General features: G+C 39.0%; 20 protein-coding genes. 7 read left to right on the top strand and 13 right to left on the bottom strand.

Features of this window, described 5'->3' with window-relative positions; all coding sequences use genetic code 11:
- Position 1: 1 nt before the first annotated feature.
- From AAC388_RS05850 to pheA, 4 genes are all read right to left on the bottom strand, one after another.
- Positions 2-1,462, bottom strand: a complete 1,461-nt coding sequence (locus tag AAC388_RS05850; RefSeq protein ID WP_342371316.1) for an aminoacyl-histidine dipeptidase — start codon at positions 1,460-1,462, stop codon at positions 2-4.
- A gap of 170 nt (positions 1,463-1,632) precedes the next feature.
- Complete coding sequence (locus tag AAC388_RS05845; RefSeq protein ID WP_005068294.1) at positions 1,633-2,016, bottom strand: hypothetical protein; 384 nt, start codon at positions 2,014-2,016, stop codon at positions 1,633-1,635.
- Positions 2,017-2,143: 127 nt separating this feature from the next.
- Complete coding sequence (locus tag AAC388_RS05840; RefSeq protein ID WP_342371315.1) at positions 2,144-4,390, bottom strand: bifunctional prephenate dehydrogenase/3-phosphoshikimate 1-carboxyvinyltransferase; 2,247 nt, start codon at positions 4,388-4,390, stop codon at positions 2,144-2,146.
- Positions 4,391-4,497: 107 nt separating this feature from the next.
- Positions 4,498-5,607: a prephenate dehydratase gene (gene pheA, locus AAC388_RS05835; protein ID WP_002049199.1), complete on the bottom strand. Its 1,110-nt coding sequence runs from the start codon at positions 5,605-5,607 to the stop codon at positions 4,498-4,500.
- A 183-nt stretch (positions 5,608-5,790) separates the two neighbouring features.
- Here pheA and AAC388_RS05830 point away from each other — a divergent pair, with 183 nt between their 5' ends.
- Positions 5,791-6,735 (top strand): alpha/beta hydrolase-fold protein, encoded by a 945-nt coding sequence (locus tag AAC388_RS05830; RefSeq protein WP_342371314.1) that lies wholly within the window; start codon positions 5,791-5,793, stop codon positions 6,733-6,735.
- Positions 6,736-6,843: 108 nt separating this feature from the next.
- Positions 6,844-7,470, top strand: coding sequence for a hypothetical protein (locus AAC388_RS05825; protein ID WP_342371313.1), 627 nt, complete (start codon positions 6,844-6,846; stop codon positions 7,468-7,470).
- Positions 7,471-7,519: 49 nt separating this feature from the next.
- Here the strand turns inward: AAC388_RS05825 and AAC388_RS05820 are convergent, their stop codons facing one another.
- Together AAC388_RS05820 and AAC388_RS05815 are read right to left on the bottom strand one after the other, a co-directional pair.
- Positions 7,520-8,665: an acyl-CoA dehydrogenase family protein gene (locus tag AAC388_RS05820; protein ID WP_017386519.1), complete on the bottom strand. Its 1,146-nt coding sequence runs from the start codon at positions 8,663-8,665 to the stop codon at positions 7,520-7,522.
- A gap of 163 nt (positions 8,666-8,828) precedes the next feature.
- The gene (locus AAC388_RS05815) at positions 8,829-10,187 is read right to left on the bottom strand and encodes a dicarboxylate/amino acid:cation symporter (protein ID WP_002118145.1); all 1,359 of its coding nucleotides are present in this window, start codon (positions 10,185-10,187) and stop codon (positions 8,829-8,831) included.
- A gap of 503 nt (positions 10,188-10,690) precedes the next feature.
- On the opposite strand from AAC388_RS05815, the gene AAC388_RS05810 reads away from it, so the two are divergent.
- A complete protein-coding gene (locus AAC388_RS05810) occupies positions 10,691-11,704 on the top strand; it encodes a glycosyl transferase family protein (RefSeq protein ID WP_182917906.1) in 1,014 nt (337 codons plus the stop codon).
- Between the two features lie 200 nt (positions 11,705-11,904).
- Here the strand turns inward: AAC388_RS05810 and AAC388_RS05805 are convergent, their stop codons facing one another.
- Both AAC388_RS05805 and AAC388_RS05800 read right to left on the bottom strand, forming a co-directional pair.
- Positions 11,905-12,177 (bottom strand): YeaC family protein, encoded by a 273-nt coding sequence (locus AAC388_RS05805; RefSeq protein WP_002118245.1) that lies wholly within the window; start codon positions 12,175-12,177, stop codon positions 11,905-11,907.
- Positions 12,174-13,082, bottom strand: coding sequence for an NAD(+) kinase (locus AAC388_RS05800; RefSeq protein ID WP_005073476.1), 909 nt, complete (start codon positions 13,080-13,082; stop codon positions 12,174-12,176). The genes AAC388_RS05805 and AAC388_RS05800 overlap by 4 nt, the downstream gene beginning before the upstream one ends.
- 185 nt (positions 13,083-13,267) lie before the next feature.
- On the opposite strand from AAC388_RS05800, the gene mrcB reads away from it, so the two are divergent.
- Both mrcB and AAC388_RS05790 read left to right on the top strand, forming a co-directional pair.
- Positions 13,268-15,664 (top strand): penicillin-binding protein 1B, encoded by a 2,397-nt coding sequence (mrcB, locus tag AAC388_RS05795; protein WP_005073474.1) that lies wholly within the window; start codon positions 13,268-13,270, stop codon positions 15,662-15,664.
- Positions 15,665-15,685: 21 nt separating this feature from the next.
- On the top strand, positions 15,686-16,234 hold the full coding sequence (locus AAC388_RS05790) for a tetratricopeptide repeat protein (RefSeq protein WP_002118198.1): 549 nt from the start codon (positions 15,686-15,688) through the stop codon (positions 16,232-16,234).
- A gap of 25 nt (positions 16,235-16,259) precedes the next feature.
- Here AAC388_RS05790 and AAC388_RS05785 read toward each other — a convergent pair whose 3' ends face one another.
- Positions 16,260-17,156, bottom strand: coding sequence for an NUDIX domain-containing protein (locus tag AAC388_RS05785; RefSeq protein ID WP_342371312.1), 897 nt, complete (start codon positions 17,154-17,156; stop codon positions 16,260-16,262).
- A gap of 136 nt (positions 17,157-17,292) precedes the next feature.
- Between AAC388_RS05785 and AAC388_RS05780 the strand changes: the two genes are divergently transcribed.
- Entirely contained in the window at positions 17,293-17,463 is a 171-nt protein-coding gene (locus tag AAC388_RS05780; RefSeq protein WP_002118129.1) for a hemin uptake protein HemP, read from the top strand.
- A gap of 72 nt (positions 17,464-17,535) precedes the next feature.
- Here AAC388_RS05780 and AAC388_RS05775 read toward each other — a convergent pair whose 3' ends face one another.
- The 4 genes from AAC388_RS05775 to AAC388_RS05760 form a co-directional block, all read right to left on the bottom strand.
- Positions 17,536-18,876 carry an ATP-binding protein gene (locus AAC388_RS05775; RefSeq protein ID WP_342371311.1) on the bottom strand — a complete coding sequence of 447 codons (1,341 nt, stop codon included), beginning with the start codon at positions 18,874-18,876 and terminating at the stop codon, positions 17,536-17,538.
- Entirely contained in the window at positions 18,873-19,535 is a 663-nt protein-coding gene (locus tag AAC388_RS05770; RefSeq protein ID WP_002118246.1) for a response regulator transcription factor, read from the bottom strand. Before AAC388_RS05770 ends, AAC388_RS05775 begins: the two co-directional genes overlap by 4 nt.
- A gap of 108 nt (positions 19,536-19,643) precedes the next feature.
- A complete protein-coding gene (locus AAC388_RS05765) occupies positions 19,644-20,003 on the bottom strand; it encodes a NirD/YgiW/YdeI family stress tolerance protein (RefSeq protein WP_002118236.1) in 360 nt (119 codons plus the stop codon).
- Between the two features lie 80 nt (positions 20,004-20,083).
- On the bottom strand, positions 20,084-21,841 hold the full coding sequence (locus AAC388_RS05760) for a GspE/PulE family protein (protein WP_336026742.1): 1,758 nt from the start codon (positions 21,839-21,841) through the stop codon (positions 20,084-20,086).
- Positions 21,842-22,096: 255 nt separating this feature from the next.
- Between AAC388_RS05760 and AAC388_RS05755 the strand changes: the two genes are divergently transcribed.
- Entirely contained in the window at positions 22,097-23,368 is a 1,272-nt protein-coding gene (locus AAC388_RS05755) for a DUF4010 domain-containing protein (protein WP_017398590.1), read from the top strand.
- The last annotated feature ends 7 nt before the right edge of the window (positions 23,369-23,375 follow it).

Raw genomic sequence — 23,375 nt, 5'->3', positions numbered from 1 at the left:
ACTACTCTACAGATGCTAAAGCTGTTACCAACAGCTTCCAGCATTTCTCTACAGTATCAACTTTGACTCGTTCACCTGGTGCATGCGCACCTTGAATATCCGGTCCAAAAGAAACCATTTGTAAATGTGGATAATGCTCGGCAATAATCCCACACTCTAAGCCTGCATGAATTACTTTTAGATTTGGCTCAATATTAAATGCATTTTGATAGGCCTGCTGTAAGCACTTTAGAGCAGCCGAGTCAGGATTTGGTGTCCAACCTGAAACTAATGGTGTGAGTATAGAGGCGATATTAAATTGACTGAAATGTTTTTGAATTTTTTCTGCAAAGTCTTGAGCTTCTTGGTTCACCATTGAACGGACCATTAAGACAGCTTTTCCGCCCTCTCTATTTAGTCTCACCACTCCAATATTATTTGAAGTCTCAACTACATCTGATAGAACCTGACTCATACTTGCAACGCCATAAGGACTTGTTGCTAAAGCTTGCAACCATTCATTTTGCTGTTGTTGAGCAATCACTTCGGTCACTTCAGCACTATTAGGCTGAATAGTTAATTGCAGGTTGTCATCAATACCCTGTAATTGGTTTTTCCATGTCGTTTGATATTCAGCGAGTAATTTTTCTAATTCAGGCAATTGGTTAGATGAAATGGCAATGGTTGCTACAGCTTCGCGAGGTAAAGCATTACGAGCTGTACCACCTATAAACTCAACAAGTCGTCCACCAAGCTTCGCTAAATGCTGATTTAAAAAACGGGCCAGAATAACGTTGGCATTACCACGTCCTAAATGGATATCTACTCCAGAGTGGCCACCTTTAAGACCAGCCACCTGAATATTAACAATATTCAAATTTTCAGGAATTGGTTCATAATTAAGCGGTTGCTCAACTTCAACATCAATACTACCAGCACATCCGAGATATAGCTCGCCCCACTCTTCTGTATCAATATTAAATAGCCACTTCCCTTTTAGTACACCTGCCTGTAAAAGTCGCGCACCACTCATCCCTGCTTCTTCATCAACTGTTAAAAGAACTTCAATTGGCCCATGAGCAATATCATTTGAGTCTAAAACTGCCAAAGCTAATGCTACCCCAATGCCATTATCAGCACCTAAAGTAGTATCTTTAGCAATTAACCAGCCATCTTCGAGGACTGGCTGGATCGGGTCTTTAAAGAAGTCATGTACTGTGCCAGTATTGGCTTGAGTGACCATATCTAGATGGCCTTGCAGAATAACACCAGATACGTGCTCTTTACCCGCAGTCGCATTCTTACGAATAATCAAATTCCCCACTTTATCTACGTAAGTTTCTAAATTCCGACTTTCAGCCCAGTTTTGTAAAAACTTACGAAGTTGCTGTTCATGCTTTGACGGACGAGGAATAGTGCAAAGTGTTTGAAAATGCTGCCAAACCACTTGAGGAGATAACGCTGCAATATCAACTTGTGTCATGAAAACCACACTCTAATTATGTAAATATCGTAATAATTTCAATATACACAATGCATTAAAGATAGGTAGGGATTTCGGGAAAGATTTTGTATTTTTATCTTTAATCTAAAGAGATAGTACGACTTTTCTAAAAAGCCGTACTTCATGAATAAGTCTTAACAATCGTGTGCTTAGTTTTTCCACTCAAATGCTGAAAAGCTATGATCAGCTTTCAAACTATTTTCAACTGCCTGTGCAAGCTGACGAATAATGCTTTGTGTTTCGATTTTCTCAAACCAATCTTGTTCTTCATCAGGATTGGCAGAGATTTCACACATCAAATGCCCTTCATGGTCTGTTTTCTGACAAGTAATAGATAATGGCAAAAGATGATTATCTATACTGACTTCTACTTTTTCATGTTCATGCACAATGTGCTGCGCATCAAAACCATAATGCCCCAATTGCTTAAACAGTAAAGCCGCTACATATTCTTGAGTGATATGGCATTCATTTGGTGGATGATCAAGCACCCCATGCTGTGGGCAACTGGCAATAAATTGTAATTTTTTCATCCTTTGTCCTAACACTTTTATCATTATCTGCGCTTAGCATAAGCAATAAACAAACAGCAGCCAAGCCTTTAGCCCGCTGCTGCCGTTGCTATTGTGTTAGCAATTATAAAATGTGTTAGGTCAAAAGTTATTGGCTAACTTCGATTGTTAAGCCTGCACGATTCGCCAACTCCGTGAAAGTCGGGAAGCTTGTCGCCACAGTTTCAGTACCATGAATTGTAATCGGACCAGAATTACGAAGACCTGCCATACTAAAACTCATGGCAATACGGTGGTCATGATGTGACTCGATTTCACCGCCAGCAAAGATTGGTGACCAATCGCCAGATTTACCTTTGCCTTCGATAATGATGCCATCATCAGTTGGCGTACAGTCAATACCCATGATTTTTAAGCCATCAGCCATAACCTGAATACGGTCAGACTCTTTCACACGAAGTTCTGCCGCACCAGTTAATACTGTTTGGCCTTCGGCACAAGCTGCTGCAATAAATAAAGCTGGGAATTCATCAATTGCTAAAGGAACTTGGTCTTCCGGCATATGAATGCCTTTAAGTGTGCGTGAACCTTTAATATGAATATCAGCAATCGGTTCGCCACCGGCAATACGTTCATTTTCAACAGTCAGGTCAGCACCCATCTGTTTTAAAATTTCAATTACACCAGTACGTGTTGGATTAATACCTACCGCTTCCAGAACAACATCGGAACCTTCTGTAATTGCAGCACCCACCATAAAGAAAGCAGCAGATGAAATATCAGATGGAACCTGAATATCAGTACCTACTAATTTTCCACCACCAACGAGTGAAATCTTGTTGCCTTCGGCTTTAACATCATAACCAAAAGCACGAAGCATACGCTCTGTGTGGTCACGAGTTGGTTCTGGCTCAGTGACTGAAGTTTCACCTTCAGCCCATAGGCCCGCAAGTAAAATACCCGACTTCACCTGAGCAGATGCCATTGGCAAGTCGTATTGAATGCCTTTTAATTGCTGAGCACCAGTAATACTTACAGGTGGTGTACCTTTCTCACCTGTTGTCTGGATTTGCGCACCCATTAAACGCAATGGCTTAGCAATACGCTCCATTGGACGTTTAGAAAGTGATGCATCACCTGTCATCACTGAATCAAATTTTTGTGCTGATAACATGCCTGAAAGCAAACGCATGCTCGTTCCAGAGTTACCCATATACAAGGCACTCGCTGGTGCTTTTAAACCATGCATGCCCACGCCATGAATGGTCACTTCACCATTCTTAGGGCCTTCAATGCTTACACCCATATCACGGAAAGCTTGCAAAGTTGCCAAAGCATCTTCACCTTCAAGGAAGCCAGTGACATGAGTCGTGCCTTCGGCAATAGCACCAAACATAATGGAGCGATGTGACACAGATTTGTCACCCGGTACGGTAAATTTACCTTTAAATGCCTTATTTCCCGGTAAGATACTGAATTGCTGTGTCACCTTATTTTTCTCCATTAAAGGTTTTTTGGCTAACATATGATTGAAATGCTGACGTGCTGCCTGAGCATGACCGAGTAAACCCATTAATGCATGAGAGTCTTCGTTTTCAATCAATTTTCTAAGTACGGTAAGTTGCTTCTCGAAGCCATCTACAGCATTTAATATGGCTGTTTTATTGGCAAAGAAAATGTCATGCCACATTTGTGGATCACTAGCTGCAATCCGTGAAAAGTCACGAAAGCCACCTGCTGCATAGCGGAAAATATCAAGATTATCTTCACGATTCGCAAGTTGCTCAACCAAATTAAATGCCATCAAGTGCGGTAAATGACTTGTATGTGCTAAAACTTCATCATGCTTGGCAACGTCCATACAAATGACTTCAGCTTTAGCAGCAGACCAAAGTTGAATCAGTTTCTCAACTGCCCATTCTGCACTTGTGGGTAACGGCGTTAAAATAACTTTGTGATTTGCAAATAAATCGACCTTACCTGCATGAACGCCCGTATGCTCACTACCAGCAATAGGATGTCCCGGCACAAAACCTGCTGGTAAATCTTCACCAAATACAGCTTTTGCTGCATCGACGACATTACCTTTTGTACTTCCTACATCAGTTACAATCGTAGTTTCTGTCAAATAAGGTTTAATTAGTTCAAGCACTTTTTGTGTCGCACGTACTGGCAAGGCTAAAACAACTAAATCTGCCCCTTTCACAGCCTCTACAGGATCAGAAAATCCTTGTTGTATTAAGCCAAGTGATTTTGCATCTTCTAAAGTTTTCTGTGAGCGTGTAGAAGCCACAATAGTTGTCGCCAACTTTTCAGCAACAATAACCCGTGCCAAACTCGACCCGATGAGTCCTAAACCAATAAATGCAACTTTTTTAAATAGGGGTTGTGACATAACTTCAACTTTGCTTTTGCTCAAAGTGATTTAAACCTTTGAGCAATTTGTTTTTAAGCATAATGACATGCCCATCTTGATGCATGTCATTATTCCAACATGAGTGATTAAAGAACGGCAGCAGGATAAGAACCTAAAATACGAAGCTCTTTTACCATTGGACGAATATCATTAATTGCTGCTGCAACATTTTCTTGATCGATATGGCCTTCTAAATCGATAAAGAATACATATGCCCATTTTTCAGGTAATGCTGGACGGGTCTCAATACTTGTTAAGCTAATATTATGTTTTGCAAACGGCGCTAAAATTTCTAATAAAGCACCAGCACGGTCATGTGCTGAAATTAATAATGAAGTTTTGTCATTGCCACTTTGTGGAATTTTTTCACGGCCAATGACTAAGAAACGAGTGGTATTTTCCGGATTATCTTCAATATTGCTATGTAAAATTTCAAGGTTATACATACCTGCTGCAATATCTGATGCAATCGCTGCTGAATGCCATTCGTTGCGAATACGACGTGCAGCTTCTGCATTTGAGTTTAAAGCAACACGTTCAACACCCGGATAATGCGCGTCTAACCATTGACGACATTGAGCCAAAGTTTGTTGGTGTGCATAAATCTGTTTAATACTGTCTTTACGTGTATTTTCAGAGACTAGAAATTGATGATGAATACGTAATTCAACTTCACCAATCACATTTAAATTCGATGTTTTAAAACAATCTAAAGTATGGTTCACAATACCTTCAGATGAGTTTTCAACCGGAACTACACCATAATGTGCGCTACCCGCTTCCACTTCACGGAACACTTCATCAATTGTTGGTAGTGGACGAACAACTGCATCTTTACCAAAATGCTTAAGCACGGCAGATTGAGTAAAAGTCCCTTCTGGTCCTAAGAATGCAATACTTTGCGGAGCTTCTAAAGCAAGGCAAGCAGACATAATTTCACGGAACAAACGCGCCATGGTGACATCAGACAAAGGACCTTGGTTGCGCTCCATGACTTTGCGTAAAACTTGTGCTTCACGTTCAGGACGATAAAACAAAGGATTCTCTTCGGAAGCAAATTTAGCTTTAGCAACAGCTTCAGCAAGGCTTGCGCGGCGATTTAATAATTCTTGAATCTGTTGATCTACACTATCAATATCTTCACGAATTTGTTCTAAACTAAGAGAAGTCGTTTTGTTTTGATCATCGTTGATCATTAGAATGCAGCCTCAGTAAAATCATCTTTTAAACGAGAGTATAACAATAGTCTGCTTTGATTTGTTAGGCAATATAGCTGTAAGAGCTATTTTCATTAACCTTTTTGCTTCCATTTCTTGATTACTTTATTTGATAATGATTTTCATTTATCATTTGTATAATAAATTTTATTATCGCCCATTATGCAAAGATCATTTTTCCTTTTATCTACTAGTTTTTTATTGAGTACTTTAATAAGCTGTTCTACCTTCGCCCAAACGCCTATACAAAATCATCCAAAAATCGTTTTTCAAAATAATCAGGCACAATTTCAAATTAAATCTAAAAATACAGGCCATGATTATCTTATTCAAATTTATAAACCACCTGTCGCCCCGCCGCAACATGGGTATCCAGTACTTTATATATTAGATGGAAATGCTACATTTCCAAGTGCTGCCAATATTGCTCAGTCGATTGGCGCTGGTTCTACCAAATTAGGACTAGATCCACTCATGATAGTAGCGGTTGGTTACCCTCAGCAAAAAACCTTTGATGTGCAAAAGCGTGCTTATGATTACACTCCAAAACCTTCTGCCCAATTTCAAGCACAAGGTAAATATAAATATGGGGGCGCTGATCAGTTTATTGCTTTTTTAAATAGCGAACTCAAGCCTACAATTGCAAAACAATTTCCGATTAATAGCCAACAGCAAAGTCTTTATGGACATTCTTTTGGAGGTTTATTTGTGCTTTATCATTTTTTTCAAAAGCCAGATGCATTTCAGCGTTACTTTGCTGCAAGCCCTTCCCTCTGGTTTGACCAAGGCATGTTATTTCAGCAGTTAAATCATTGGCAAAGTCAGAAACCAAATCATTCCCCTTTACTCATGACCACAGTCGGTACACATGAGCAAGGTGGTCCTCGCACTCAACTTAACAATAAATTTAATGAAACAGATTTCTTTAAAGCCTTAGAAAATAAACGTTCAAACCAATTTAGTTATTGGCATTTTTATAATCCAGCTGAACAACACATTACAAATTTGTATGCGAGCTTGCCTAAAGCGCTTATGTTTGCTTCTTGTCAAAATTTAGAAAGCTGTAAATCTTTATTTGATGGGCCATTGCAGCAGCCAGCCAAGTAAAAACATAATTACATTTAAAGATGATTATTTCGTTGTTCTTAAAGATAGTCCTCTTAATATATAGATTGGTTATACTGACTCAATATGTCATAACAACAGTAAAATAGAATGAATAAAATTATTGTTTTAAGCCTATTGGGTTTTGCAACTTTTAGTTTAACGGCTTGTGGCGGTTGTCCAATAATTGCAGGTTGCAATGGTACTGATAATTCTCCCTACTATATGACGACTGTCAGTAATCAAGTTCGTGGTATTCCAATCCCACCTAAAACCAGGCTGACATATCAGTCACAACATTTTAGGCAGAAATATGAGCAAACACATGTTTTAAAAGAGAAAAATTTATCAGGCATCTATTTGCCACCAGATACAGCAATCATTTGGGGCGGTATACCAGTAGACAAGTTTATACAGTTTTCTAATCCCGAAATGAAAGGCTTCTCGGTCTATCCAGCACGAGGATTTAAAGCAGAATTATCAAATGAGTTTTTACGTTTATGGAAAAGCTGTGAAAGTGATTTAAACATTAACTTAAAGAATCCAAATGACTGGTCATTTAATCCTGAAAATATGAAAATAACTGGTTGTGGTGTCGTCTTTCAAGAACGTAGTAAATACACCGAAGATTCATTCCATCAAGATGAAGCAGATGAGTTTTTAAGAAAGATGAATCATGCATTACAGCAATTACCGAAACAACAAGACTATCCTGTCATTCAACAGAAGACCAAATAGTTAAAAACAAAACAGCCCATTCTAGGACAGGCTGTTTTTCTCTGCTTAATTAAGCTTTGCCAATTAATCCACGCGCTACAATTTCTTTCATAATTTCATTTGTACCACCGTAAATACGTTGAATACGTGCATCTACAAAGAAACGTGAAATTGGATATTCAGTCATATAACCATAGCCACCAAAAAGTTGCAGCAAGTTGTCTGCGACTTTCATTTGCATATCCGTGCTGAAACTTTTAAGCGCTGCTGCTGTTTCAACATCAAGTTTACCTTCTTGATATAGAGCAACGTTTCTCTCGTAAAAAGCAGCTGTAGCAAGCTCATCAATTTTTGCTTGTGCTAAAACAAAACGAGTATTTTGGAACTGTGAAATAGGTTGACCAAATGCATGACGCTCTTTTACATAAGCAGTTGCCAAATCAATTGCACCACGAATAGCGCCAATTGCGGTAGATGCAATAGCTGTACGTTCACGTGGTAACTCTTGCATTAAATAAGCAAAGCCTTGTCCAGCTTGACCGAGTAACTGGTTTTTAGGAACCTTAACATTGTCAAAAAATAGCTCAGATGTGTCTTGAGAATGCAGACCGATTTTGTCGAGGTTGGTACCTTTTTTAAAACCTTCTAGATGAGTATCTGCCAATAATAATGACACACCTTTCGCACGCGCTTGAGGATCGGTTTTTACTGCAAGCACCACAAGATCAGCATGTTGTCCATTTGAAATAAAGGTTTTTGAGCCATTTAATAAATAATGGTCATCTTGCAAAATGGCGCTAGTACGCATTGATTGTAAATCCGAACCCGCTCCAGGTTCAGTCATACCAATTGCACCAACCACTTCACCTGTTACCATTTTCGGCAACCAATATTGTTTTTGCTCTTCTGTCCCGATGTGCAAAATATACGGTGCAGCAATTTCAGAGTGGCAAGAAATCGCTGTTGATAATGCACAAAAACCAGCGCGTGCCGATTCTTCAACCAACATTAATGAATAATAGGTTGGCACACCATAACCACCGTATTCTTCTGGAACATCCACACATAAAAAGCCATTTTCGCCCAGTTGATTCCAGACAGAACGTGGCATGATTCCTTCGCGTTCCCATTGGTCATAATGTGGAGCAATATGCTCATTCATAAAACGTTTAAAATTATCACGGAATAATTCTAAATCTGCATCGTATGCCAACATAATATTTTCCTTCGGCTTTATTGTTTTATCTAATCTGATTGTTGTGCATGCTAATCATTTTTTAAGCTACTGTCATGACATAGCTGCTCATTAAAACTGTACTTTTCAGTCAGCTAATAAAAAAGGAAGCCAAAGCTTCCTCTTTTATATAGATTTATTTGAATTAATCTAAACCTTCAGCGACTTGAGGAGTTTTTTGCTCCATCATTTTTCTATCGACTTCATCTGGATTGTTTAAAGCATCATTTAGCTTATCTTTATCTAAAGCACCGACCCATTTTGCAACAACAATCGTTGCTAGTGAGTTACCAACAAGGTTAGTTAATGCACGGGCTTCTGACATGAAACGGTCAATACCTAAAATCAATGCCAGACCTGCCACTGGAATATGTCCTACAGCAGATAAAGTTGCAGCCATAACAATAAAGCCAGAGCCTGTTACACCCGCAGCACCCTTAGATGAAATTAAGAGTACCAACAACAAAGTAATCTGATGTTGAATATCAAGCTGTGTATTTGTTGCCTGAGCAATAAAGATTGCAGCCATAGTCAAATAAATTGACGTACCATCGAGGTTAAATGAATAACCTGTTGGAATAACCAAACCAACTACAGATTTTTCACAACCTGCAATTTCAAGTTTACGTAACATGCGAGGCAAAACAGATTCAGAAGAAGATGTACCAAGTACAATTAATAACTCTTCACGAATCAGGCGAATCATCTTAAGAATACTGAATCCACTAATACGGCTGATTGTACCCAAAATTAAGAAGATAAAGAGTAAGCACGTAATATAGAAGCAGATAATGAGCTGCCCTAATTGTACGAGTGAACCAACGCCATATTTACCGATAGTGAATGCCATTGCACCGAATGCACCAATCGGAGCCAATTTCATGACCATATTCACAATGTTAAAGAACACATGTGCAACTTGATCAATAAATTTTAAAACTGGACGTCCTGCATCACCTAACTTATGTAAAGCAAAACCAAAGAGAATTGCAAAAAGAAGGACTTGTAAGATTTCACCATTTGCAAATGCACCAACCACCGTATCAGGGATGATGTGCATTAAGAAATCAATGGTAGATTGTGACTCACCAGAACTGACGTATTTTTGAATGCCCGAAGTATCGAGAGTGGTAGGGTCAACATTCATCCCTACACCCGGTTTAGCAATGTTAATTACAACAAGGCCAATTAGAAGTGCAATTGTTGAAACGATTTCAAAGTATAACAACGCAACGCCGCCAGTTTTTCCAACTGACTTCATGCTTTCCATGCCAGCAATACCGCTTACCACGGTACAGAAAATAACTGGAGCAATGATCATCTTGATCAAACGAATAAAGGCATCACCTAATGGCTTGAGTTTTTCACCTAACCCCGGAATATGCTGTTCGACACCATTGACAATTTGCGTTGAGCTTGGGGAAAAATGCCCTACCAAGATACCCGCAATAATCGCAATAATCACCTGAAAATAAAGTGATTTATAAATCGGTTTTTTAGCCATAACTTTACTTCAATCTATATTTCCAAGTCCGTTGGAAATACCAAAATGAAACGTCTATTCTTTACGAATACACAGCCCTAACCTTTCACATTAACACCGCAAAAGGGAAATGGTTTTTTGTGAACAAAAAACCTTCCTACTACCTCAATGAAAACAAAATCAATGTTTTCTAAAACAGGAGAATACCTGAAGTTTCTAACCACTTTGAGTAGCTCGAAATAACCTCTTACTTTTTCAATAAAAAGCTGAAGATATAGGAGAATCACATAAAATTATGATATGAGTGCTCAAAAAAGCACGGGAAAGTGTACTCGAATTAAATAACGATTCGATTAATTTTTTAGCTAATACGCATAAAAAACACTCAGGTAGCCTTAAGACTTTAGTATAAGAAACACTTTTGATATTTTTTCAGCAGCTTTTTATGTCATATTGATTAAATACCTGTGGACATTTCATTTTGAGCTGCCTACATCCCATCATTTTTATTGTTTTGAACTACGATGAATACTAAACGCAATATCTATAAAGATGCTGAACATCCCTTTGCTCAATATGTCCGTATTTTAGGTAAGGGGAAAACTGGATCTCGCTCTTTAAGTTATGAAGAAGCCTATCAAGCATTTACCATGATTTTAAAAGGTGAAGTGTTAGATGTGCAGCTAGGTGCATTTTTAATGCTACTTCGGGTTAAAGAAGAATCGATTGATGAACTTGCAGGGTTTGTGCAAGCGACTAAAGATCAGCTTCATTTTGAACCTTTAGATGTTGATTTAGATTGGTCATCTTATGCAGGTAAGCGAAAACACTATCCATGGTTTTTGTTAGCCGCTCTTACACTTGCTCAGCATGGCCATAAAATTGTTATGCATGGTGCATCAGGTCATACGCTTAACCGTGTTTATACAGAGCAAGTTTTAGAATATCTTGGTTATCAAATTTGCCATTCTGAACAAGAAGCTCGTACGCAATTAGCAGAACAAAATTTTGCTTACTTACCGCTAGACGTGATTTCACCAGTTTTAAGCGAATTGATATCTCTAAGAAATGTCATGGGATTGCGTTCACCTATTCATACTTTGGCCCGTTTAATTAATCCTTTTAACGCTAAGGCTACCTTACAAGCAATATTCCACCCTGCTTACAGAACTTCTCACCAACATAGCGCATTACGCTTAGGCTATCAAAATAGTGCCGTTATTAAAGGCGAAGGTGGTGAATTTGAACGAAACCCAGATGCCAAAACACTCATTTGCGGTATTAAAAATGCTGAGCTCTATGAACATGAGTTGCCAAAGCTCACACCTGAGCGAAGCCCAATTGAAGAAGAATTAGATTTAGCAACGTTTAAAGCAGTATGGCTTGGTCAACAGCACCATGAATATGGAGAAATGGCCGTAACAGAAACCATTGGAATCGCGCTATATACGATGGGCGTTGTTGCTAATTTTGAAGAAGCGATGCAAAAAGCAAAAGTGTTATGGGATACACGAAATTTAAGCAATCTTAATTCGTAGTTAACAAATGCTATAGTGAAGGTCGACATGGATGTCGACCTTATCACTGCGATACAGGAAGTATCGTCAGTGATACAGAGGATTTTTGGTTACTTTTGATCCTTCAAAAGTAATAAAAGCCTATATGCTATAATTTATGAAAAACATGCTATATAAGGCTGTATGGAATAACCAAAAATAATTTTCTGTCTTATTAATTTTTAAACAAAACGAATAGGTTTAAACTCTGGCTCATGCTTGTGGTGATCATCATCACACTCTTCGCCTTCTTCTTTGGTACCACGGTCAATATAACCGCTACGCTGATCTTCTGGTAAGTTCTTTAACTCCCAAGCGATTACAGCTTGCATACAAGTTTCACGCTGCTCTTTAGTTAAAACAACGCCGTTTGGCCATTTACCAATTTCTACTGCTGTTTTTAAACGCTCTACAATTTCAGGGTTTAAAACAGATAGCATTTGTTCAATATTCATGATTCATCTCTTTGAAAAGATTCAAAATCTTGGTTCCAACCAAGTTTGGTACGGCAGGCCATATAGAAATCATAACCTGGTGGATGCAATAAACTTAGTTTAAATGGGTGTTTACGGATGTGTAAACTGTCTCCAACATTGAGCGAGACACTATGTTGTCCATCTGCACTCACCATTGGTAACACACGATTTTCGCGAATAACGATTTTAATTTCGCTTTGACCACCGACTACGATGGGACGTGATGACAATGTATGGGGATGCATTGGAACTAATGCAATAGCATCCATACTTGGATGTAAAATTGGGCCACCACCTGACAATGCATAAGCCGTTGATCCGGTTGGCGTCGAAACAATTAAACCATCACTATGTTGGCGGTAAACATATTGACCATCAATATTAAGTTCGAAGTCAATCATGTGTACCGATTTGCCCGAATGCAAAACGACATCGTTTAAGGCAATCGCGTCATAAATGACTTCACCATTTGTTCGTACTTCCATTTCAAGTAAGAAACGACGGTCGAGCTGGAAATGCCCTTGAAGTACTTGGTCAAGTTTGAAAATGGCTTCTGAAGGTTTGATATCAGTTAAAAAACCCAACCGCCCACGGTTGATACCAATAACAGGCGTATTGTAGCGAACTAAAGCTCTAGCAGCGTGGAGTAAAGAACCGTCACCTCCAACAACTATGACTAAATCAGCAACTTCACCCAATAAATGACGACTTACTATTTGTGCATGATCATAAGGCACTAATTCAGCAGTTTCCTGATCAAAAATGGGGTTTAAGCCTAGGTTCAACAAATGATCATGAATTAAACATAGTGTTTCTACTACTGATGATTTATCTGGTCGACCGATTAACCCGACGTTTCTGAAGGACTTATGTGAAATTTGCACGAATGAGTAAGCTCCGCTGCGATACTTGGCTATAATAACATTAACCTGATTAATTTAAAAAAACATAACAACAAGATGCTGTAAAATTCAATCTAAGTTTTCCAATTATTCACAGTTTTATCATTGCAAATTGATGACAAGCTATCGCATCATTACAGGCATTGTTAGGGTTTTATCTCATTTTTATGAAGTTTGAACGTGGTATCGGTTTCTTTGCACTAATCTTTTCCATTTTGGTCATTGGTGCTTTTATTGCTCTTAGTATCTATCTGATTCGTTTAGATAATATTATCCGTGAAAAATTTGAAGGACAACGGTGGGATATTCCCGCCAAAGTGTTTGCACGTCCTTTGGAAATTTATAATAACGCACCTATTACCCAAGCAAATTTCACTCAAGAATTAAAACTCTTGGGTTACAAAACTTCAAGTAATTATGACAAGTCTGGAACCTATGTTGCTCAGGGTAGCAATATGTATATCCACACGCGTGGTTTTGATTACGGCGACAGTGTTGAACCCGAACAAGTACTAGAGTTAAGTTTTGCAAATGATCAGGTTGCTGAAGTTCGAAGTACAAAACCTTCTTCAACGGGGGTGGCACGACTAGAGCCACTTCTGATTGGAGGGATTTACCCTCAACATAATGAAGACCGTGTTCTCATTAAACTGAATAATGTCCCTAAACCACTTATTGAAGCTTTAATTTCAACAGAAGACCGTAATTTCTATCATCATCACGGTATCTCAATTCGTGGTACTGCTCGTGCATTAGTGAGTAATATCACAGGTGGTAAACGTCAAGGTGGTTCAACCCTGACTCAGCAATTAGTTAAAAATTTCTATCTCACACCTGAACGCACATTAAAACGTAAAGTTAATGAAGCATTAATGGCTTTACTCATTGAGCTGCATTACAGCAAAGATGAAATTTTAGAAGCCTACTTAAATGAAGTGAATCTAGGCCAAAATGGTAGCTACTCAATTAATGGCTATGGTTTGGCTTCTCAATTTTATTTTGGTTTACCGTTACGTGAACTTAGCGTTGCACAGCAAGCTTATTTAGTTGGTTTAGTGCAAGGTCCTTCTTTGTATAACCCTTGGAAAAATCCTGAAGGTGCAAAAAAACGCCGCGATACCGTGTTAAATAACATGCGTGTAATGGGTTATTTAACTCAAGCAGAATACGAAGATGAAATTGCACGTCCTTTAAATGTGTTAAATAAACCAAGTTTAGGTCCTGCAAAATTCCCTGACTTTTTAGATATCGTGCGTCGTCAATTACGCACAGAATATCAAGAAAGTGATTTAACTAATCAGGGCTTACGTATTTTTACGACTCTAGACCCAATTACTCAAACTCAAGTTCAAAATGCTTTTAAAGCTTCAGTAGACCGCTTGGCAAACAGCAACCCAGCACGTTTGAAAAACTTACAGGGTGCTGTCCTGATTGCACATCCAGAAAACGGCGAGCTTGTTGCCGCTGTTGGTTCTACACAAGACTTTACTGGTTTTAACCGCGCTGTAGATGCGAAACGCCAAGTCGGTTCTTTATTAAAACCTGTAATTTATTTAAGTGCTATTGAATCTGGGCGTTACAACTGGGCAACCCAAATTGAAGATGCACCGATTAGTGTCCCTGTAGATGGTGGCAAGAGTTGGACACCTAAAAACTACAGTGGTGGCGGACATGGTGTAGTCAGCTTGAGCGAAGCTTTAGCAAATTCATATAACCTTTCTGCTGTGCGCTTGGGTCAAGAGTTTGGTTTATCAACATTTACCAACAACTTAAGAAAGTTTGGCGTTGAGTCAACAATTCCTGCCTACCCTTCTATTTTTCTTGGGGCAGTCAATATGTCACCAATGGAGGTTCTTGGAATTTATGAGAACTTTGCTACAGGTGGCTTTAAATATCCGACTCGTGCAATTCGATCTGTTGTAGATGCGAATGGCCGCCTGCTTGACCGTTATGGCCTGAATGTTCAACAAACCATTGATCCATCTGTTGGCTATATTATGAATTATGGTCTACAACAGGTCATGTCTTCGGGTACTGGTCGCGCAGCTTATAATAGCTTGTCTCCTGCTTTAAAATTGGCGGGTAAATCAGGTACGACTAACGATACACGTGACTCATGGTTTGCGGGTTACTCTGGTAACCACGTTGCTGTAGTGTGGTTAGGTTTAGATGACAACAAAGTGACTGGATTAACAGGTTCATCGGGTGCATTGCCAGTATGGATTAATGTGATGAAACAATTACGTCAAACGCCTGTAAACCTACGCCAACCAGACACTGTACAGTGGCAGTGGATTGACCGTGCAACGGGTGATTTATCTGCTCAAGCTTGTGATGGTGCTATGTATATTCCGATGCTAACGCATACGGTTCCGCACCGTGCTACGCCATGTGGAGCACCTTATTATCAAGTTGATCCAACATATACGCCACAAAGTGATAACACAATTCCTGACTCTCAGGATGATAATACCGACAGTTATATTCGTGAAAGTGAAAACCAGATGGAACAAGATCTGTCAAACAACTCACGAGTAATTTCAAGTGGTAGTTATAACAACTAAGCGTTAACAGGAAATTAGGATATGTTGAAGAAAGGTGTTTTTTATATTGGTGCTGTTCTTATGGTCGGCTGTACAACTCTGCCTGATCATTCTGACTCCAAAGAGAAAACACCTACTCCTCCAGTCAAAAAGACGGAAACTCCATCAGGTGTAAAAATTACGCCTTATGATCACCCAGAAATTCAACGTAAAAATTTACAGGTGATTGTTCCTCAGCAAAAAAAGCCTCAACATTTTAGTGATGATGGTAGCCAGTTACCTGCATTTAAAGTTTTAATGCAAAAAACACAGCAGGCTTATAAAAATCAACAGTGGTCAGAGGCTGAGCGCTATGCGCTTCAAGCACAGCGTTTAGCGCCACAAGCGGCTGAGACTTATTTATTTCTTGCGCTTACGGCAAATCATAAACAGCAATATTCTAATGCTGAGTCTTTGGCAAGACGTGGTTTGAGTTTTGCCCAAAGTCAGCCAATGAAAAAGCAGCTATGGTTAGTCATCTTAAAAGCTGGGCAACAACGCAATAATCAAAAAACTGTTCAAGAAGCACAACAAGCATTAAAAGCCCTCTAGCTTTTAATGCTTTTTTATTTTCTCATTAGAAATTACGAATACCTGCTAAGCCATATGCACCATGCTGCTGTGCAGTGGCTAAATCATCAGGATGTACGCCTCCTAATGCAAAAACTGGAATCTGGCTATTTTGAGCGAGATCACTAAAACGTTCCCAACCTAATGCTACAGCTTCTGGATGAGTCGTTGTTGATTTTACAGGACTAATAAAAACAGCATCGCAACCAATCTGCTGAGCTTGCTTTAAAGAAACAGCATCATGACAAGCAGCAATATAACGTACGCCCACTGTTAAATCGCCTTTATGCAAATTCATGAGTTGAGATTGTTTTAAATGAACGGTCTTTATTTGTTTTTGTAATTCAGGGCTTAATTGCCGCCAAATATCGACATTTATAATTAAACTTGATCGTTGCCCTTCATCTAAAGCAGTTAATTGCTCTATATACTGCGGCTCAAATTCTTCGATACGCCAGTACAATAAAGCATCACTACTTTCTGCCGTTGAAAGCGTATTGCTAATTTTGATGAGATGAGGCCAATAGAGTCGTTTTATGATGTTTTTATTGGCTTTTGGAAAGTTTAAATGAAGTAGCTGATCACGTGTATACCATGCCCATGGCTGGTGAATAAGATTTAATAACTCATCAGGTACATAACTATGGAACAAATGAAGGTTGACGATAATGTCATCATATTCATGGTGAATATAATCAAACTGATGCCAATCTTTTAAACCAATACCCACCTCTTCATAAATCTCACGGCGGCAGGCTTCTTCTGGTGTTTCACCTTGTTCAACCTTTCCACCAGGGAACTCATGCTTTCCACCTTGATGTTGCTGCTCTTCGCGCCATCCAACTAATATTTTTCCACGATGGATCAAGATTGCTATAGCGACATCGACTATTGGTTTGGGCATCTTTTTACTCTCTAAAACTTTTCTCAAGTGTAAGCAAATTTTATCATTTTATAAAATCTTAAAAATCTCATTGACAGATCTATTCGATAATGATTATCATTTAAATCGTTCAAGAACATACCACGGAGCACAACAAATGAACGCACCTTTTAGCTTATTTACCCGTAACAATGACACAGCTCACGCCTTACCAATGTTACATTCTAATAACCTCTTTGCATTAGGCCGTGAAATTCGCATTATGCATGCTGGCGAGGAATATCGTTTACGCCTCACTCGCAACAATCGCCTAATTTTAACTAAATAAAAAACATACTCGCGTTTCAATAATATTCGTGGGAAAACAAAAAATGGATAGCATGGGTAACCATGCTATTTTTTATGAAGGAAGAATAATCTCTGCCCTCAGACCACCTTGTTCAGCATGCATAAAACATAACTTGCCATTATGCAATTCAATAATTTTTCGAGTAATTGAAATTCCTAACCCAGAACCTTGCTGCTGAGTACCAAGCACCCGAAAAAAACGCTGCCCTAACCGTAATAGCACTTCATCATCTACTCCATTTCCCGTGTCTTCAATAGACACCTTAATTTGCTGTTCATGCTGACTAATCTCAACATGAATAGAGCCTAGTGTCGGGCTATAACGAATGGCGTTATCAAATAAATTTCTAAAAGCAATAAACAGTAATTCTTCATTCGCATATGTTTTAGTTTCTGTCGATAAAGTATTGGTCTCTATCAACATCTGTTTAGCTTTCGCATCTAAATCTACAGTTTCAATCACTCTAGCCAGTAAGTAATTTAAATCGATAACTGTCTTAGGAAGTTCGGGCTGTTCAGCTTCATTAGGTTCTAAGCGGGCCAGAAGAAGTAAATTCTCAAGTATTTTTGTACTTCTAGAAACGTCTTCTTGTATGCGTTCAAAATCTTGATGAAGTTCAGGAAGATGTTGGTATTTACGCTGCAAGACCTGAAGACGCATTTGTATAGCAGACAAGGGAGAACGTAGCTCATGCGAAGCATCCGCGGTAAAACGCTGTTCAGCAACGAGAGCCCTTTGCAATCTTGCAAGTAATTGGTTTAATGCATCTATAACAGGTTGAATTTCTGTAATGACATCCGATTCTTGAATTGGCTCTAAATTTGATGCAGTTTTTTGAGCAATTCGTCTAGAAAGTAAATTGAGTGCAGCCAATTGATGCTCGGTACGCCAACTTACAATGACCCATTGCAGTAACCAAAACAACACCATAAGACCACTATATCCAGCAAGTGCTTTGAGTACCTCTTCAACACGTGTACTCATTGGTTGAAAAACTTCAACTTGTAGCTGAGAGTCTTCTTGTTGTGCAGCCAGACTACGCCATAATTGGCCATCAAACCAAAAATACGAAAAACCTTCTGATAAGTTACCTTGCTCAAAAAGTTCATGCTGATAGCTATGAGAATGGGTAAGTACTTGGCCTGTGTTTAATAACTCATACTGAATATCAAATTCATCACTCAACTCATCAAACTGTTTCATGGAGTGTTCAGAAAGATCGGAAACCAGCAAAGTATCTGAAATTTCATCCATGATTTCGTCTTGCACTGACATGTTGTGATAGATCGAAAATATGGTGAGTAAGCTTAAAGCCAGTAATCCCACCACGATACTACTCCACATCGTAGTTTTAACCAGCTGCGATTGCAAAGATGAGCGATTCGATTTCATTTTAAATCTCCCATACGGTAGCCGAGCCCCCGTATGGTTTTAATACTGCTGCTTCCGATTTTTTTTCGAAGTTGATAAATAAATACTTCGATTGCGTTACTTTCAATTTCCTCGCCCCATGCATAGAGTGCTTCTTCTAATTGATCACGGGTAATAATATGCTCGGGATGCACCATAAGCTTACGCAATATTTGGAATTCTTTTGCCGTTAAATCGATAGACTTGCCTGCGCTTAATACAACTTTCGCTTGTGTATCAAGTTGTAGGTCACCCCATGTTAAAACCGATTGCTGACTCAAAGTTTGTTTGCGTAATTGAGCGCGGATGCGAGCCGATAACTCTTCTAAACTAAAAGGCTTAACCAAATAATCATTTGCGCCTAAATCTAGCCCCTCTACCCGGTCATGAATGCTGTCACGTGCAGTAATAAAAATAACAGGAACATTTTTTTGTTTATGGCGGATGGTAGTGAGAACCTTTTCACCAGCCAGTTGAGGTAGTCCCCGATCAAGTAAAATACAGTCATAATCATGCTGTTCGATTGCCGTAAGTGCATAATCACCTCTTTCCACCCAATCTACCTGATAACCGTCTAACTCTAACCATGATTGAATGCTTTCAGCTTGAGAGCGATCATCTTCTGCAAGCAAAATTCTCATCTATTTTTCCTGTTATATCCTGATTTGATCTTGCCAAGCCTTTATAAAAAAAGCAAAGCCGCATGATTTAAATGCGGCTAAAAGTAGTAGATCTACAGACCTTATTCATTAGAACTGAACTTGATCCACATCAATTTCTACGCGTTTTAAAGGTTTATAGTCAATGTCTACTTCACCAATTAAAGTCACATTTGTATTGGCTGAAATAGGGCGACCTTGCCAAAGTTCATCATCTACATCAATTGTAATGCTACCTGTCTTATCACGGAATTGATATTTTTCATCACCTAAAGACTTTACAACCTGACCATGTAATTTGATCGGTGTATTATCTTTTGAGGTTAATGCCTGTTTTACTGTGGTGACAGTTGCCGGAGCAATTGCAGCTTGATTCACTGGTGTATTCGCGACAACTACGCCAGCAGCAGTCATACCAGCAGTCATCAACATTACTTTAAGCATATTCATATTATTACCCTCTGTTTATGGTTCCCTCTTGGGATAAAGCAATTAAATCAACCATAAATGAGGTGAATCTTAAGAAAAACTTAATTTAATGGCACAACCCTCAAGACCTCTTCTAATGTCGTAAGTCCTTCAATCACTTTACGGGCTCCTGCAATTCTTAAAGGTTCTATACCTTCTTTTTTAGTTTGAGTTCTTAAATCATTTAATATCACATGACTACTAATAAGGTGTTTAAGCTCAAGACTGACCGGCATAAATTCGTAAATACCGACTCGCCCTTTATAGCCTGTATGACGACATTCTTCACAGCCTACCGCTTGATAAACCGTTTCAGGCATTTCCATAATGTAGTCAAAGGTTAAGTGTTCCCACTCATCCTCATTAATGTGAGTTTTTTTCTTACAGTGTGGGCAAAGCTGGCGGACTAAGCGCTGCGCGAGAACACCCAAAATTGTTGCAGCTGTCAGAAATGGTTGTACACCTAGATCATGCAAACGAGTCAAACTAGACGGTGCATCATTGGTATGTAAAGTTGATAAAACCAAATGACCTGTTAATGCTGCCTGAATGGCCATATTCGCTGTATCTTGATCACGAATTTCCCCAATCATAATAATGTCAGGGTCTTGACGCATAAGCGCACGCACACCGTCTGCAAAGCCTAATTCAATTGCATGATTCACCTGCATTTGGTTAAAACTAGGCTCTAGCATTTCAATCGGATCTTCAATGGTACAGACATTGACCTGCTCGGTTGCAAGCTGCTTTAAAGATGAATATAGCGTAGTTGTTTTACCGGAGCCTGTAGGACCCGTGACTAAAATAATACCGTGGCTATTTTTTGTTAATTGTTGCCACTGTTGTAATAAACGCTCTTCAAAACCCAATTGCTGAAAAGAACGTACCAACACATCAGGGTCGAAAATACGCATAACCAGTTTTTCACCAAATGCGGTTGGTAAGGTTGATAAACGTAATTCGGTTTCTTGCCCTTTAGGTGTACGTGTTTTTAACCGGCCATCTTGTGGTTTACGTTTTTCCGCTACATTCAAACGTCCTAAAATTTTAATCCGAGAAATCACGGCGGTCAGCGTATTTGAAGGCATGTTATAAATGGTGTGTAAAACGCCATCAATCCTAAACCTGACTTTACCATTATCTTTACGCGGTTCCATGTGAATGTCACTGGCACTCTGCTCAAATGCAAACTGTAAAATCCAGTCGACTAATTTCACAATATGCTGATCATTTGCATCTGGGTTTTGACTATCGCCAAGCTGCAAAAGTGCTTCAACATTTTTAGTGTCGCGGTCATGAGCCGCATCTTTTTGAGCCGAGTTTACCGCGCGACTCACCTGATAATATTCGCGCAAATAGCGTTGTAACTGTTCGGGATTAAGCAGTACCCGTTCAATTTTTTTAGGCGCTAGACTTCGTTCAAGGTTATTAAGCCAATCTGTTTGAAATGGTTGATCTGTTCCAATCACGATTCGGTCAGCACGAATTTCAACAGCTAAAATATGGTTGCGAATTGCAAACTCTTGTGACATGACCTGCGTTAAAGCGCTGACATCTGCCTTTAAAGGATCGATCACAAATAGAGGTAGCTGAACCCGATCTGCAAACCATAAACATAAGCGATTTAAACTCAAATGCGCATGTGTGTGTTGCTGATCTTTTAAATTAAAATGTGCAATCCACTGTAATGGATGCCACTTTAACTGGTCTTTTTGGCGGTGGCTTGTCTGTACCAGTAATTTATCTCGTTCTGTTATACGGCCTTCTTGTAATAGTTGTTCTAGACACCAATATGTATCTATTTCTACATGTGCATTCATGCGTTATCCCCAATATATTTTTATAATATAGCAGAGATGTTTCACATTTAAATATCCTTTAACATCAGTTAATTAAACCAATTCTCATCTTAATATTTTTTTGTGTCACAGGTCATATTTATAGAAATATTTTCTACATAGTTTTGTCTAAAAAAGACACTATGCTCACTATAATAAAAAGCATAAACTGAACATGAATACATGATTTTAAAATGATTCAAATCCACATATAACAATAAGCGAAGAGGAAGTAATATGGAACTTCCAATGACAATGTCATTACAAACAGCATCATTTGAAGAATTTATTACTGTCATTGCTGCGGCGCTTGGTTGTGGCTTATTAATTGGTTTAGAACGAGAACGAAGTAAGCTTAAACATGAATATAAAACCTTTGCGGGTTTCCGTTCTTTTGCAATTAGTGCTTTATTAGGAGCGGTCTGTTTTTTATTTGGCATTGAAATTGGAATTGTGGGTGCCTTACTCATTGGTGCCATTAGTATTGTTTCCCTCAAAAATCAACCCAATGACCCGGGCGTGACCACCGAACTCGCCTTTATTATGACTTACTTCATCGGGGCACTTTGCATTTGGAATATTTCGCTCGCTGCCGGCCTAGCTGTGATCATGACAACTATCTTAATAGCTAAGCAGTCTATGCATGGCATTGCCAGTCAATGGATTACTGAATCAGAATTACGTGATGGTATTTTTCTACTTGCCTTACTATTAATCGCTCTGCCTTTAGTACCTAATAAGCCTTTTTGGGGACCGGTTTTAAATCCACATGTGATTTTAAAATTACTGACTTTAATCTTATTTGTTCAAGCCCTTGCCCATATAGCAAAGCGACTTTTGTCATCTAAAAATGCTTTATTGCTTTCTTCTTTAGCTTCTGGATTTGTTTCTAGTACAGCAACTATTGCCAGTTTAGGTTTAGAAGTACGCTCTGGCAAAGCCAACGCAACAACAAATGCAGGTGCTGCATTGATGTCTTGCGTTTCAACACTGATTCAAACCTTAATTATTGTGATCGGTATTAGCTTTGCTTGGTTCAAGCTGATTATATTTCCTACACTTATTGCCTTAGTAGTATTAGCAGTATGGGCCTTTATTTTATTACGTAAAGCCGAGCCTAGTACAGCTTCACCCGAGCTGGACTCAAGAATGTTCAGCTTAAAAGAAGCCATTATTATTGCGGGTACACTTACCCTTATTCAGGCAGGTGTTTATGGTTTAAGTCTATCTTTAGGCGATGCGGGATTAATCGCGGGGACTTTACTTGCTTCATTATTTGAAATACATGCAGCTATAGCGGCGGTCATTGTGCAAGGTGAACCTGATAGCGCACATATGACACCTTTATTAATTGCCTTTTTAGGAGGTTTTGCAGTTCACGCTCTTGCTAAAAGTGTGAACTCCGCAATTTCGGGCGGACTACGCTATGCCCTTGCTTTCGTTCCCGCCCAGCTCATTCATATGGCTATTTTTATTACTTTACTTTGGCTCAACATCCATTGGTTTTAAAATATCT

The sequence above is a fragment of the Acinetobacter sp. D009 genome (assembly GCF_038562025.1).
Lineage (GTDB): Bacteria > Pseudomonadota > Gammaproteobacteria > Pseudomonadales > Moraxellaceae > Acinetobacter > Acinetobacter pittii.
This window is presented reverse-complemented; position numbering and strand designations above follow the sequence as displayed.